Annotated in this window: 9 protein-coding genes and 1 pseudogene; 5 read left to right on the top strand and 5 right to left on the bottom strand. The window is 59.4% G+C overall.

The features are described 5' to 3' along the window. The first annotated feature begins 81 nt into the window (after positions 1–81). On the top strand, positions 82–2,004 hold the full coding sequence (locus ACF0H7_RS30870) for an acetyl-CoA hydrolase/transferase C-terminal domain-containing protein (protein WP_397450563.1): 1,923 nt from the start codon (positions 82–84) through the stop codon (positions 2,002–2,004). A gap of 100 nt (positions 2,005–2,104) precedes the next feature. Here ACF0H7_RS30870 and ACF0H7_RS30865 read toward each other — a convergent pair whose 3' ends face one another. Together ACF0H7_RS30865 and rep are read right to left on the bottom strand one after the other, a co-directional pair. Further along, on the bottom strand, positions 2,105–2,677 hold the full coding sequence (locus ACF0H7_RS30865) for a xanthine phosphoribosyltransferase (RefSeq protein WP_397454085.1): 573 nt from the start codon (positions 2,675–2,677) through the stop codon (positions 2,105–2,107). 44 nt (positions 2,678–2,721) lie between these two features. Continuing rightward, complete coding sequence (rep, locus tag ACF0H7_RS30860; protein WP_397450562.1) at positions 2,722–4,731, bottom strand: DNA helicase Rep; 2,010 nt, start codon at positions 4,729–4,731, stop codon at positions 2,722–2,724. Positions 4,732–4,934: 203 nt separating this feature from the next. On the opposite strand from rep, the gene ACF0H7_RS30855 reads away from it, so the two are divergent. Further along, positions 4,935–6,599 (top strand): putative bifunctional diguanylate cyclase/phosphodiesterase, encoded by a 1,665-nt coding sequence (locus ACF0H7_RS30855; protein WP_397450561.1) that lies wholly within the window; start codon positions 4,935–4,937, stop codon positions 6,597–6,599. A 128-nt stretch (positions 6,600–6,727) separates the two neighbouring features. On the opposite strand, the gene ACF0H7_RS30850 is transcribed toward ACF0H7_RS30855, so the two are convergent. Further along, entirely contained in the window at positions 6,728–8,125 is a 1,398-nt protein-coding gene (locus tag ACF0H7_RS30850; RefSeq protein WP_397454083.1) for a NorM family multidrug efflux MATE transporter, read from the bottom strand. Positions 8,126–8,280: 155 nt separating this feature from the next. Between ACF0H7_RS30850 and ACF0H7_RS30845 the strand changes: the two genes are divergently transcribed. The 3 genes and pseudogenes from ACF0H7_RS30845 to ACF0H7_RS30835 all read left to right on the top strand — a co-directional run bounded on the left by ACF0H7_RS30845 (position 8,281) and on the right by ACF0H7_RS30835 (position 11,372). Then, a complete protein-coding gene (locus tag ACF0H7_RS30845) occupies positions 8,281–9,201 on the top strand; it encodes a LysR substrate-binding domain-containing protein (protein ID WP_397450560.1) in 921 nt (306 codons plus the stop codon). A gap of 167 nt (positions 9,202–9,368) precedes the next feature. Next, positions 9,369–10,514: pseudogene (locus tag ACF0H7_RS30840) on the top strand (Cache 3/Cache 2 fusion domain-containing protein); the annotation flags it as partial. Further along, complete coding sequence (locus ACF0H7_RS30835; RefSeq protein WP_397454081.1) at positions 10,512–11,372, top strand: methyl-accepting chemotaxis protein; 861 nt, start codon at positions 10,512–10,514, stop codon at positions 11,370–11,372. The pseudogene ACF0H7_RS30840 and the gene ACF0H7_RS30835, both read left to right, overlap by 3 nt. 250 nt (positions 11,373–11,622) lie before the next feature. On the opposite strand, the gene ACF0H7_RS30830 is transcribed toward ACF0H7_RS30835, so the two are convergent. Then, the gene (locus ACF0H7_RS30830) at positions 11,623–13,116 is read right to left on the bottom strand and encodes a YifB family Mg chelatase-like AAA ATPase (protein WP_397450559.1); all 1,494 of its coding nucleotides are present in this window, start codon (positions 13,114–13,116) and stop codon (positions 11,623–11,625) included. Positions 13,117–13,337: 221 nt separating this feature from the next. Beyond that, positions 13,338–13,598 carry an accessory factor UbiK family protein gene (locus tag ACF0H7_RS30825; RefSeq protein WP_397450558.1) on the bottom strand — a complete coding sequence of 87 codons (261 nt, stop codon included), beginning with the start codon at positions 13,596–13,598 and terminating at the stop codon, positions 13,338–13,340. Positions 13,599–13,624 lie beyond the last annotated feature (26 nt).

Here is a 13,624-nt window from a genome sequence, read left to right as displayed (position 1 = left end):
TGATTCGAAGCCTTGTCCTTTGCAGCAAACTGGGGCCAAGCTCGGTCCAACCTGCTGTCAAGGATGTACCGGGAGGGTTAGATGCCGCACATGTGTTCCATCGAACAAGCTGTCGATCACGTACTCGCGCACTTACCGGCGCATATCCACATGGGCTTGCCGCTGGGCCTGGGCAAACCCAATCGCTTCGTCAACGCGTTGTATGCGCGGGTCAGGCAACTGCCGGACCGACAGCTGACGATCTACACCGCGTTGTGCCTCGGGCGTCCGGCGCTGGGCAACGGTTTGCAAGAGCGCTTTCTTGAGCCGTTTGTGGCGCGGGTGTTTGGTGATTACCTTGAGCTGGACTTCCTTGCGGACCTGCGCCGCGACAGCCTGCCGAACAACATTCGCGTCCAGCAATTCTTCATGCAACCGGGCAGCCTGCTCAATAGCCATGCTGCGCAGCAGGACTACGTCAGCAGCAATTACAGCCATGCCGCGCGTGATATCAATGCCAATGGCCTGAATCTGGTGGCGCAACTGGTCGCCCGCAGTTCGCAGCGGCCCGACCATCTCAGCTTGAGCTGCAACCCCGATGTCACCCTCGATTTGCTGCCGATGATCGCCAAGCGTCGTGCAGCGGGCGAAACCATTCTGTTGCTCGGACAGGTTCATGCGGACTTGCCCTACATGCCTGGCGATTCGGAATTGAGCACGGAAGACTTCGACGTGTTGCTGGAGGAAGACGACCGCAGCACGCTGTTCTCCACGCCGAATATGCCGGTGGGCGTTCAGGACCATTTCATTGGCTTGCACGCCAGTACTCTGGTGCGCGACGGCGGTACGTTGCAGATCGGCATAGGTGCGATGGGTGATGCGCTGACCGCTGCATTGCTCGCCCGGCAAGCCGACAACATCACCTATCGCGGCTTGCTCGACGAACGGGATGCGACCACCTCATGGGCGGCATTGATCGAGCGCGAGGGCGGCGTTCAACCGTTTGCTCAGGGGCTGTACGGCTGTAGCGAGATGTTCGTCAATGGTCTGCTGGTGCTGGTCGACGCAGGCATTGTGCGGCGCAAGGTGTATGCGGATGCGGCGCTGCAGCGGCAAGCAAACGCCGGCACGATCGATGAATCAGCGCATCCTGAAGGTCTGTTGGTGCATGGTGGGTTCTTCCTCGGGCCACGCAGCTTTTACCGGCGCTTGAATGAGTTTTCGCTCGAGCAGATGAGCCAGTTCAACATGACCGCCATCAGCTACATCAACGAGCTGTATGGCAATGAAGAGCTCAAGCGCCTGCAGCGAAAGGATGCGCGGTTTATCAACAGCGCGTTCACCGTGACCTTGATGGGGGCGGCGATTGCCGATCAATTGGAAGACGGTCGCGTACTCAGCGGCGTTGGTGGCCAATACAATTTCGTCGCTCAGGCCCACGCCCTGGAAGGCGCGCGCTCGATTCTGATGCTGCGCAGTTGGCGTGAGTCAGGCGGGGAGGTGAGTTCCAATATCGTCTGGGAATATGGCCACGCGACGATTCCTCGGCACCTGCGCGATATAGTGGTGACTGAATATGGCATCGCCGATCTGCGTGGCAAAACCGACGCCCAAGTGATCGAGGCGCTGCTCAACATCACAGACTCGCGCTTTCAGCAGGGATTGATCGAGCAAGCGCAAAAGATCGGCAAACTGCCTCGGGATTTTCGTATCGATCTACGTTTTAGCGAGAACACGCCACAGCGCTTGCAAGCATTGAAGGTCCGTTATGCGCAGCTGTTTCCGGAGTATCCGTTGGGCTGTGATTTCACATCAGAAGAAAAGGATTTGCTGCGGGCGTTGAATTGGCTGAAGAGCAAATTCAAGCTCAGTGAGATTCTGGAGTTAGGCAAGGCGACGCTCGATGCTCCGGGACCTGAAAGCTTCCCGGCGCATTTGCAGCGCATGCAATTGGCGGAGCCGCACGGGTTGCTTGAGGAGCTTTATCAGCGGTTGCTGTTGGCGGGGTTGCAGGCCACAACCTGAGCATCACATTACTTGTAGGAGCGGGCTTGCCCGCGATCCGCTTGACGCGGTACATCAGGAAAACCGCCATCGCGGGCAAGCCCGCTCCTACACAATTTGGTTATTCCACAAACGTAACCACACCACCCGCCAGCGACTTCACCCGCGCCAGCGACTCAACCCGATAACCTTGCGCATCCAGTTCAGCCCGGCCGCCCTGGAATGACTTCTCGATCACAATCCCCAGCCCGGCGACGGTGGCGCCAGCCTGTTTGATGATCGAAATCAGCGCTTGCGAGGCCTTACCGTTGGCCAGGAAGTCGTCGATGATCAGCACGCGGTCGCTGCTGGTCAGGTGCCGTGGGGAGATGGCAACCGTGTTCTCCACACGCTTGGTGAACGAATACACCGTCGCCGACAACAGGTTTTCGGTCAGGGTCAGCGACTCGTGTTTGCGTGCGAAGATCACCGGCACACCTAGCTTGAGGCCGGTCATGATCGCCGGGGCGATGCCCGATGCTTCGATGGTGACGATCTTGGTCACGCCCGAATCGGCGAACAGACTGGCGAATTCGTCGCCGATCAACTGCATCAGGGGCGGATCGATCTGATGGTTCAGAAAGGCGTCGACCTTCAAAACTTGATCAGAAAGGACGATGCCCTCATCGCGAATTTTCTTGTGCAGTGCTTCCACAGTGGTGCCTCGGGCGGCGCAAGGGTGCGCAATAAGCATTCAGTTTAACGTTTGAGCATGGCGCGAATATCGGCCAGTGCCGTGTTGCCGCGAACGGCTTTGACTTCTACCGGGGTGTCGTCATTGCCTTCCCAGGCGAGGTCGTCCGGCGGTAGTTCATCGAGGAAGCGGCTCGGCGCGCAGTCGATGATCTCGCCATATTGCTTACGCTTGGCAGCGAAGGTGAAGGCCAGGGTCTGACGCGCGCGGGTAATACCCACGTAGGCCAGGCGCCGCTCTTCCTCGATGGTATCGGCTTCGATACTGGAGCGGTGCGGCAGGATTTCTTCTTCCATGCCCATGATGAACACGTAGGGAAACTCCAGCCCCTTGGAAGCGTGCAGCGTCATCATCTGCACACCTTCGGCGTTCTCTTCCTCTTCCTGCTGACGTTCAAGCATGTCGCGCAGGACCAGTTTGCCGATGGCCTCTTCGATGGTCATCTCGCCTTCTTCGTCTTTCTCGAGCGTATTTTTCAGCGCTTCGATCAGGAACCAGACGTTGCCCATGCGGTAGTCGGCAGCCTTGTCGCTGGAGCTGTTCTGCCGCAGCCAGTTCTCGTAGTCGATGTCCATGACCATGCTGCGCAGCGCGGCAATCGGGTCATTCTGCGCGCATTGCTGGCGCACGCCATCCATCCAGCGCTTGAAGCGTTGCAAACGGTCGGTGAAGCGAGCGTCGAGATGCGTGCCCAGGCCGATTTCGTCGGTGGCGGCGTACATCGAGATCTGGCGTTCGGTGGCATAGTTGCCGAGCTTTTCCAGGGTGGTCGAGCCGATTTCACGGCGCGGTACGTTGATCACCCGCAGAAAGGCGTTGTCGTCATCCGGGTTCACCAACAGACGGAAGTAGGCCATCAGGTCCTTAACTTCCTGACGCCCGAAGAAGCTGTTGCCGCCTGACAGACGATACGGAATCTGGTGATGTTGCAGCTTCAACTCGATCAGCTTGGCCTGATAGTTCCCGCGATAGAGGATCGCGAAATCGCTATACGGCCGGTCGGTGCGCAGGTGCAGGGTCAGCAACTCGACCGCCACGCGCTCGGCTTCGGCGTCTTCGTTGCGGCAGCGGATCACGCGGATTTCATCGCCGTGGCCCATTTCGCTCCACAGTTGCTTCTCGAACGCATGCGGGTTGTTTGAGATCAGCACGTTGGCACAGCGCAGGATGCGGCTGGTGGAGCGGTAGTTTTGCTCCAGCATGACCACTTTCAGCGACGGATAGTCGTCCTTGAGCAGCATCAGGTTTTCCGGGCGGGCACCACGCCAGGCGTAGATCGATTGGTCATCGTCGCCAACCACGGTGAACTGATGGCGAGTGCCGATCAGCAGCTTTACCAGCAGGTATTGGCTGGCGTTGGTGTCCTGGTATTCGTCCACCAGCAGGTAGCGCACCTTGTTCTGCCACTTTTCCAGAATGTCGGCGTGTTCCTGGAACAGCTTTACCGGGAGCAGGATCAGGTCGTCGAAGTCCACGGCGTTGTAGGCTTTGAGCGTGCGCTGATAGTGGGTGTAGACGATGGCGGCGGTCTGTTCCTTGGGGTTGCGGGAATTTTCCAACGCCTCGGCCGGCAGAATCAGGTCGTTCTTCCACGAGCCGATCATGTTCTTGATCTCGTCGACGCCGTCGTCGCCCGAGTATTCCTTTTGCATGATGTCGGTCATCAGGGCTTTGACGTCGGTCTCGTCGAAAATCGAGAAACCGGGTTTGTAGCCCAGCCGCGTATGCTCCTTGCGGATGATGTTCAGGCCCAGGTTGTGGAAGGTCGACACCGTCAGCCCGCGCCCTTCGCCACCCTTCAACAAGGTGCCGACACGCTCTTTCATTTCGCGCGCGGCTTTGTTGGTGAAGGTCATGGCGACAATGTATTGCGCCCGAATGCCACAGTTTTGTATCAAGTGGGCTATCTTTCGGGTAATCACACTGGTCTTGCCGGAGCCAGCACCGGCGAGCACCAAAAGTGGGCCGCCGACGTAGTTCACGGCTTCTTGTTGCCGAGGATTGAGTCGGGACATGGGGAAAAGGGTCGCTCGCGAAATGGCCGGGCATTTTAACAGGCTCAAGCATTTATGCGGTCATCGTCCGACACTGTGACGTACCACGCGATCTAAATTTGCCGGTTTTGTTACTTTCGCGCAGGATGCGCAGTGGATTGTGCTCAATTTCGGATTATTGAGCGTCGTCACCAATGAATTTTTAGTGAGTCTAGGGAGCTAGCTTGTCTACGCCTGTCGAACCCTTGCGTTTGCTGCTACTGGCACAAGAGCCAGAATGGCCAGCGTTGTTACGCGAGTGCCTGGCTCCTCTGGGAGACTCGGTAGTGCTGGTCTGCGCCCCGAGTTGGGAAGACGTCAGCAGTTTGTTCGAGGACGAACGCAGCGCGCTATTGCTCACAACACCGCAACTGCAACCAGCTCCCGGGCGCTGCAAATTGCCGGTGGTCATGCTGTTCAATGAGGAACCCGTCGAAGCGCCGTTGGGTGTAAGCGATTGGTTGGTATTCGATACATTGAGTGTCGACACCCTACGCCGCTGCCTGCGACACGTGCGCGAACGCGGTGTGCTGGAAAACACCCTGCAGCGTCTGGCCGAACAAGATCCGCTGACAGGCATTGCCAACCGCCAGGGTTTTCAGACCTTGTTGGCAGCGCGTCTGGTCGAAAATGAAGGGCGTGGCCTGGCACTGGGTCACCTGGACCTGGACAACTTCCGTCACGCCAACGATGCGCTGGGCCATCAGGCCGGCGACCGATTGATCCTGCAAGTGGTCTCGCGGCTGAAAAGCCAGCTTGAGGCCGGCGATCAACTGGCACGACTGGGCAGCGATGAGTTTGCCCTGCTGATCGACACCCGCCGCGCGCCGCAACGCGCCGAATGGATGGCCGAACGCATTACCGAAGTGTTGGCCGAGCCCTACTGGGTCGATGGCGAGAGCCTGTTGATCGGCTGTAGCCTGGGTATCGCTCACGCCCGAACGCAAGCCGGGGCTGACCCGTTGATGTGGCACGCCCACATCGCCATGCAACAGGCGAAAAGTACCCAGGGCTGCACCTTTCACATCTTCAACGAACGTATCAACCGTAACGCCCGCAGCCTTGCCGATCTGGAAAGCGAACTGCGTCGGGCGTTGCGTCGCGACGAGCTTGAGCTGCATTACCAGCCGCGACTGTCGCTGGAAGATGGTCAAATCGTCGGTCTCGAAGCCTTGGTGCGCTGGCGTCATGCTGAACGCGGATTGCTGCCGCCGAGCGAATTCGTACCCTTGGCCGAGCAGAGCGGCTTGATCGTGCCCTTGGGTTATTGGGTGATCTCTCGGGCGTTGCGCGACATGCAGGCGCTGCGTGAGCGCGGGCTGCCGGCGTTGCACATGGCGGTCAACCTGTCGTTCCGGCAGTTTCAGGACAGTCAGTTGCTCTCCACGCTCAGCCGCTTGATCGCCGAGCGCGGCGTCGATGCACGCTGGCTGGAATTTGAACTGACCGAAACCGCAGTCATGCGTCGCAGTGATCTGGTCAAACAGACCATGGATGCGCTGGGCCGCCTGGGTGTGCGTTTCTCGCTGGATGACTTCGGTACTGGCTTTTCATCCTTCGTCCACCTCAACAGCCTGCCGATCGCCTTGCTCAAAGTAGACAAGAGTTTTGTCGGGGGCATGGAGCAGCGGGAGGAGAATCGTAAGTTGGTCCACGCGATGATCAACCTGGCGCACAACCTGAGCCTGGAAGTGGTCGCCGAAGGTGTGGAAACGCCGGAACAGCTGGCGTTGCTGCGTGGGTTTGGCTGTGATCAGGTTCAGGGCTACCTGATCAGCAAGCCGTTGCCATTGCCGGAGTTGGTGGACTTCCTCACGTTCGACCGCCATGAGCAAGCCGCAAAGGCATAGGTACTGAAACACAGCCTGGTCGGGTACCACTGTAGGAGCGAACTTGTTCGCGAGGCGGTATGCCTGATTCATCGAGTCAAGCTGCTCGCCAACAAGTTGGCTCCTACAGCGGTAGGAGATAGATCCGGTTATGCCAACGCCGGCTTACCCACCGGCACCTGCCGCAACAACCTCGACGTCTTCCTCTCAAACGCCACAGTCAGCGCCAACGCCGCGCAGGCCAATCCCAACGCCAGCCCCCACCACACCCCAATCGCGCCACCCCCGGCATAAAAACCGAAGGCCCAGGCCGTCGGTGCGCCAATCAGCCAATAGCAGGCCAGGCCAATGACAAAGGTGGTCTTGGCATCCTTGAACCCGCGAATTGCGCCCATGGCCAGGGTCTGGGTGCCGTCGAACAGTTCGAACCACGCGGCAATCGCCAGCAACTTCACGGCCAACTCGACCACATCGTGATAAGCCGGATCGTTGATGTCGAGGAACAGACTGACCACCGCGCGCGGTGCCAGCCAGAACAGCAGGGCAAAGCCCGACATAATCAGCGCGCCGCAAGCGATCCCGATGCGCCCGGCCATGCGCGCCTGGAGCAAATCCCCGGCGCCGTAATGAACGCCAATGCGCATGGTCATCGCGTAGGCAATGCCTAGCGGAATCATGAACGCCATCGACACTGATTGCAGGGCAATCTGGTGCGCTGCCAATTGCGTGCTGCCCATCGCGCCCATGCAGAACGCCGCAAAGGTGAACAAGCCGACTTCCACCGCGTAGGTGCCACCAATCGGTAAGCCCAGGTGCCACAGTTCCTTCAAGTACGTCAGCGATGGCTGCATCAAACCCTGGCGAAGCGGATAGCGAGCGTAGGCCGGATGCCGACGGATGTGCATCGCCAGCAGCAACGCCATGCTGTTGGCGACGGCGGCAGTGACCAGACCGATGCCCATCAGTCCCAGATGCGGCAGGCCAAACAGGCCGTGCAGCAGGGCGTAGTTCAGGCAGAAGTTCATCACTACGCCACCGAGGCTGATGACCATCACCGGGCCTGTGCGTCCCAGTGCACTGGTGAAGCCGCGCAGGGCCATGAAACTCAGGAAACCGGGCAAAGCCAACGGCAATGTGGTCAAGAATTGAGCAGCCATGTGCACGTTGGCTTCTTTCTGGCCGAGCTTGAGCAGAATCGGTTCAAGGTTCCATAGCGCCAGTGCAGCGATCAGTGCCAAGCCCCACGCCAGCCATAACCCGTTTTGGGTCAAACGCGCCGCACCTGCTGCATCGCCGGCGCCATGCCGAATAGCAACCAGAGTGCCCACGGAGGCGATCACGCCAACGCAGAAGAACGCGATCAGGTTATAGCTTGCGGCGCCCAAACCCCCACCCGCCAACTCATCAGGCCCAAGGTGACCCATCATCACGGTGTCGGTGAAAACCATCAGCATGTGAGCCATCTGCGAGGCGATCAGCGGCCCGGCCAGGCGCAGGATGCTTCTGAGCTCTTTGATCCATGGGGCTTGAGTGGCGACAGATTGCATGGGCATGACGCTCGAAAGACGGGGTTTCGTGAACAACTGATTCTGGTCGTTTCCCGTGGCGGGTACAAAGGGATAAAGCTGATCATTGGCATGAGTAAAACTCATCTAGGGTGAATTCAGGTAATGTGGCTGATATCGCGTCAGGAGCGCCCTGTATGTCTCGCAGTCTTGCCCCGCTTTATGCGTTGCGTGCATTTGAAGCCGCAGCCCGCCACAGCTCATTCACCCGCGCGGCGGAGGAACTGTCGATCACGCAAAGTGCAGTCAGTCGGCACATTCGTACGCTGGAAGAGCACTTTTCCTGCCGCTTGTTTCAGCGCAATGGCCGCAACCTGCAACTCACTGAAGCGGCGCGACTGCTGTTGCCCGGCGTGCGTGAAGGCTTCTCCGCTTTGGAGCGGGCGTGCAGCACCTTGCGTTCCGAAGAGGGTGTTTTGCGTATGCGGGCCCCTTCGACGCTGACGATGCGCTGGTTGCTGGCGCGCTTGAGTCGCTTTCGTCACCTTCAGGTGGGCAACGAGGTACAACTGACCAGCGCCTGGATGGATATCGAAAGCGTCGATTTCAGCCAAGAGCCTTTCGACTGCGCGGTCGTCCTCAACCGTGGGCATTTTCCACCCGATTGGGAAGCCACTTTCCTGTTCCCTGAGTTGCTGATTCCGGTGGGCGCGCCGAGCTTGCTGCAGGATCGGCCGTGGAATGCTGCTCGCCTGGCCAGCGCCGAGCTACTGCATCCGACACCGGATCGCCGTGATTGGCGCAGCTGGTTGGAGCGCATGGGGTTGTCGGAGCAGATTTCGCTCAAGGGCGGTCAGGTGTTCGACACCCTTGAGTTGGGCATGATTGCGGCGGCTCGGGGTTACGGCGTGTCCATGGGAGACTTGCTGATGGTTGCCGAGGATGTTGCGCAAGGACGCCTGAGTTTGCCTTGGCCGACGGCGGTGGTCAGTGGCGAAAACTATTACCTGGTATGGCCGAAGACCCGACCGGGCGGCGATAGAATGCGTCGGCTGAGCGACTTTCTACAGGGCGAAGTGCAAGCGATGGCGTTGCCGAAAGTCGAGATACTGGAATAGACAACTGTTCAAAAAATACAGGCTCTGAGCCGCCATTCGTCATCATCCGGGTAAAAACCTCAAGTAACGTTAGTTACGGCCGACTGTTTATCTGCCAGACCTTTTTGTTCAAAAAGGTACAAGGGATTTTTTGATTATTTTGCCGAGCGCGTATCGAGGTTAGTTCGATGTCGTTGTTCTGCGTGGAGCTTTATATGTCTGAACCCCGTGCCCGTATCGCCTCGCAACTGGGTATCGCTCTGGCGGTCATTTTGGCCGTTGTCATCAGCGGCAGTACCGTGTTCGCCTTGCGTTCACTGGATTCAGCGAATCTGCAAATTCGCGAAGAGCACATGGCCAGCGAAGCGCGGTTGCTCGCCGATCAATTGAATACGTTCCACAGTACGTTGCGGGAAAGCACCCAACGCTTGAGCGGCCTGTTCGAAAAGCGCTTTGCCGGCGGCCTGAGTGTGCATGCTGATGCCCCGGTGACGGTCGCCGGTACACAAACGCCTGGCCTGTTGCTCGGCGAGCGGACGCTGAACAACGACTTCACCGATGTCGACAACTTCAAGCAAATGACTGCTGGCGTGGCGACCATTTTCGTCCGTAGCGGTGACGACTTCATCCGGATCAGCACGTCGGTGGCCAAACAGGATGGCACGCGCGCCATCGGTACGCTGCTCGATCATAAAAGCCCGGCTTACGGTCGCCTGATGGCGGGCCAGGATTATGTCGGTCGCGCCTTGTTGTTCGATCGTTATTACATGACCCAATACAGCCCGGTGCGTGATAGCAGCGGCAAAATCATCGCTGCGCTGTTCGTGGGCTTCGACTACACCGATGCACAAAACGCCCAGTTCGAAAACCTGAAGAGTTTCCGTATCGGCAGCACGGGTTCGTTGGCGTTGCTGGATGAACAGAACCACTGGCTGGTGGTACCTAACGGAGTCAAGGATTTAGCGAGCTCGACGCAAACGTTGGCGGACTTCGTCAAGCGTCCGGGGCAGGGCCACTTTTGGTCCGATGGCGGGCATGAGCTTTACAGTGTTGCCGTGCCATTCGCTGGCGGCCCGTGGACAGTTTTTGCCAGCATGCCGAAGGAAGAAATCAGTGCTGTGACCTGGAATGTCGGTACTCAATTGGCGATTGGTAGCCTGTTGGCAATGGTTATCGCGGTATCGGCAGCGATTTGGCTGTTGCGCCGCAAACTGCAACCGTTGTCCGAACTGGTGCGTCAGGCCGAGGCTTTGGGCGCCGGTGATTTGAGTGTGCGCTCGAGCGTTTCCAGCCACGACGAGATCGGTCAACTGGCACGCAGCTTCAACCAGATGGGTGTGGCGTTGTCGACCATGGTGTCGCACATCCGCACGGCGGCGCAGGAAGTCAGCAGCCGTGCGCAGGCGCTGTCCGGGTTGTCGGGCGGCGCTTACGAAGGGATGGAGCAGCAGTCGGGTGAGATCACCAGCATGGCCGGCGCGGTGGAAGAGTTCAGCGCCACGTCATTGAACATCGCCGACAACATGGGCAACACCGAGCGCCTGGCGCAGGAAAATGCCCAGCAAACCCGCATCGGTCGAACGTCGATGGAGCAAGCTTCTTCATCATTGGAGCAGATCGCCAGCTCGCTGAAAGGCACGGCTACCGTCATCGATACCTTGGGCCAGCGTTCCCAGGAAATTGGCGGGATTGTCGGTGTGATCACCTCGATTGCCGAACAGACCAACCTGCTGGCGCTCAACGCGGCCATTGAGGCCGCGCGTGCCGGTGAGCAGGGTCGGGGCTTTGCGGTGGTCGCCGATGAGGTGCGCAGTCTGGCTTCGCGCACCCGTCAGGCGACGGACGAAATTTCCGGCATGATCGCCAGTATTCAGCAAGAAACCGGCAACGCCATCAGCACGATGGAACAGGGCAATGTGCTGATGCAGGAAGGCCTGTCGCGCAACGCTAATGTCGCGGCTGCCCTGATGCAAATCGACGAACAAAGCCGCTCCGCCGGCCAACAATTCGCCGCCATCACCACCGCGACTCAGGAACAAAGCAACACCGCGACCTTACTCAGCAGCAACCTGCAAAGCATTGCTCTGGCTAACAGCGAGCAGCGGGAAGTGGTGTCGAACCTGGCGGTGACGGCCAAGGAGCTGGAAGAGTTGGCGGCTGAGTTGCGGCGTGAGGTTGACCGGTTTCGGTGACAGGTTGCGCAGTCTGAGATGACGCCTTCGCAGCGGTGCGGCGATCCGACAAGCCTGCTCCCACAGTGGGCTTGCGGCTGAAACACCAATTATGGCGACACAAATCCTGTAGAAGCTGCCGAAGGAAGCGATAAGGCTGGAACAGCCTTCGTGTGTAGATTGATCGTCCGAGTGCGGCCCAAACCTTCGGCAGCTCCTACAGAAAGTTGTGCCAGTCTCGGGCTTGCCTGGGAAAACGATCTGGCAGGGCTCAATTGCTCGACGGTCGATACTGCAACGCCTCCGCCAAATGACTACGGCCAATCGCGTCCACCTGCTCCAGATCCGCCAGCGTTCTCGCTACTTTCAGCAAGCGATGCGCCGCCCTGAGCGACAGGGTCAAACGTTCGCAGGCGGTTTCCAGCCAGTTTTCGTCTTCGCTGGATAACGGGCAGTGTTTGCGCAGGCCCTTGAGGTCGAGGAAGGCGTTGGCGCATCCTTGGCGACGATTCTGCCGGTCGCGGGCCTGGGCGACCAACTTGGCGGTGGTCGCGGTGTCTTCGCCCGTTTGTGGCTCGGGATTGAGCGCGGTGGCCTCGCGGGCGACGGTCAGGTGCAGGTCGATTCGGTCAAGCAGTGGGCCGGACAGCTTGTTGCGATAGCGCTGGATCTGTTCGGTCGAACAGCGACAACGGCCACTGGGTTCGCCCAAATAGCCGCAAGGGCAGGGGTTCATGGCCGCGACTAACTGAAAGCGGGCGGGGAAGCGTACTTTGTCACGAGCTCGGGCGATGACGATATGGCCGGACTCCAGAGGCTCGCGCAAAACCTCCAGCACCTTGCGATCAAACTCCGGCAGCTCATCGAGAAACAATACGCCGTGGTGGGCGAGGGTGATTTCGCCGGGTTGCGGACGACTGCCTCCACCGACCAGCGCCGCGCCGGATGCAGAGTGGTGCGGCTGGCGAAACGGTCGTTGTGGCCAACTGGTCAGCGTGGTCTGGCTGGCTACGGATTGAATCGCCGCGACCTCCAAGGCTTCGTGCTCATCCAGCGGCGGCAGCAGGCCTGGCAGGCGACTGGCGAGCAGCGTCTTGCCGGTGCCAGGCGGTCCGCTGAACAATAGGTTGTGCGCGCCCGCAGCCGCCACCAGCAATGCGCGCTTGGCGGCACTCTGGCCCTGGACTTCGTTTAGATCCGGATACGGCTTGCTCACGTGTAAGAGTCCGCTGGACTCGTAGGGCGCAATCGGGGCTTTCCCGTTGAAGTGCGCCACCAATTCGCGCAAGTCGTTCACGGCAATCACTCGCAACCCGGATGCCAGGCAGGCTTCCTCGGCATTGGCCGTTGGTACGATCAACGTATGCTCGGCGGCCCGCGCAGCCAACGCGGCAGGGAGTACGCCTTGCACTGCTCGAATTGCGCCCGATAGCGCCAGCTCTCCCAGGCATTCGACATCCTGCAACGCAAACGCTGGCAACTGGCCGCTGGCTGCGAGCAAACCCAAGGCAATGGCCAAATCAAAACGACCACCGTCCTTGGGCAAGTCAGCGGGAGCAAGATTGAGCGTGATCCGGCGTGCCGGGTAATCGAAGCCGGAATTCAACAATGCGCTGCGCACCCGGTCCTTGCTCTCCTTCACCGCGCCCTCGGGCAGCCCCACCAGCGTCAACGCGGGCAGGCCGTTGGCCAAGTGGCACTCCACGGTAACGGCAGGCGCTTCGACACCCACCTGGGCGCGGCTGAGGACGATGGCGAGCGACATGATCATTCCTTGATTGTCTGAATGACCGCATCGTGCGGGATTTGGAGGGACGCTGGGGTGGGGAATCGATACAGGGTGTGAATCGCGGTCGCTCAGCTCCACCGCCTCAAGCTATCCGATCTGTAGGAGCGAATTTGTTCGCTAGGCGGTGCGCCAGACATACCGGGTCAAAAACGCTCGCCAACAAGTTGGCTCCTACAGGGAAGGCGAAGCGTAGCCGATCATTCCACCGGCGGATTCAGCTTCGCTTCCAGTTCAGCCATTTTTGCTTCCAGCGCTTCGAGGCGGGCGCGGGTGCGGGCGAGGACGACCATTTGGCTATCGAATTCTTCACGGCTGACCAGATCCAGTTTGCCGAAGCCGCTTTGCAGCAGGACTTTGAACTGGGATTCGAATTCAGCACGCGGCACCGGCGTTTCACCGTTGAACAAGCGTGAGGCGTGGCCACTCAGGGCGTCGAGGAAGGCTTTAGGCGCGAGCATGGTCAGGGTTCCGGAGTCATTTGGTC

Source organism: Pseudomonas sp. NA-150 (assembly GCF_044336365.1).
GTDB lineage: Bacteria > Pseudomonadota > Gammaproteobacteria > Pseudomonadales > Pseudomonadaceae > Aquipseudomonas.
Note: the sequence above shows the minus strand (reverse complement) of the source record. Positions and strands in the feature narration are given on the sequence as shown.

Bases quoted from the DNA above. Each gene is read 5' to 3' on its own strand.
- ACF0H7_RS30835 (WP_397454081.1), top strand. From the start codon at position 10,512: ATGGGTGTGGCGTTGTCGACCATGGTGTCGCACATCCGCACGGCGGCG.
- ACF0H7_RS30825 (WP_397450558.1), bottom strand. From the start codon at position 13,598: ATGCTCGCGCCTAAAGCCTTCCTCGACGCCCTGAGTGGCCACGCCTCA.
- ACF0H7_RS30870 (WP_397450563.1), top strand. From the start codon at position 82: ATGCCGCACATGTGTTCCATCGAACAAGCTGTCGATCACGTACTCGCG.
- ACF0H7_RS30830 (WP_397450559.1), bottom strand. From the start codon at position 13,116: ATGTCGCTCGCCATCGTCCTCAGCCGCGCCCAGGTGGGTGTCGAAGCG.
- rep (WP_397450562.1), bottom strand. From the start codon at position 4,731: ATGTCCCGACTCAATCCTCGGCAACAAGAAGCCGTGAACTACGTCGGC.
- ACF0H7_RS30845 (WP_397450560.1), top strand. From the start codon at position 8,281: ATGTCTCGCAGTCTTGCCCCGCTTTATGCGTTGCGTGCATTTGAAGCC.
- ACF0H7_RS30850 (WP_397454083.1), bottom strand. From the start codon at position 8,125: ATGCAATCTGTCGCCACTCAAGCCCCATGGATCAAAGAGCTCAGAAGC.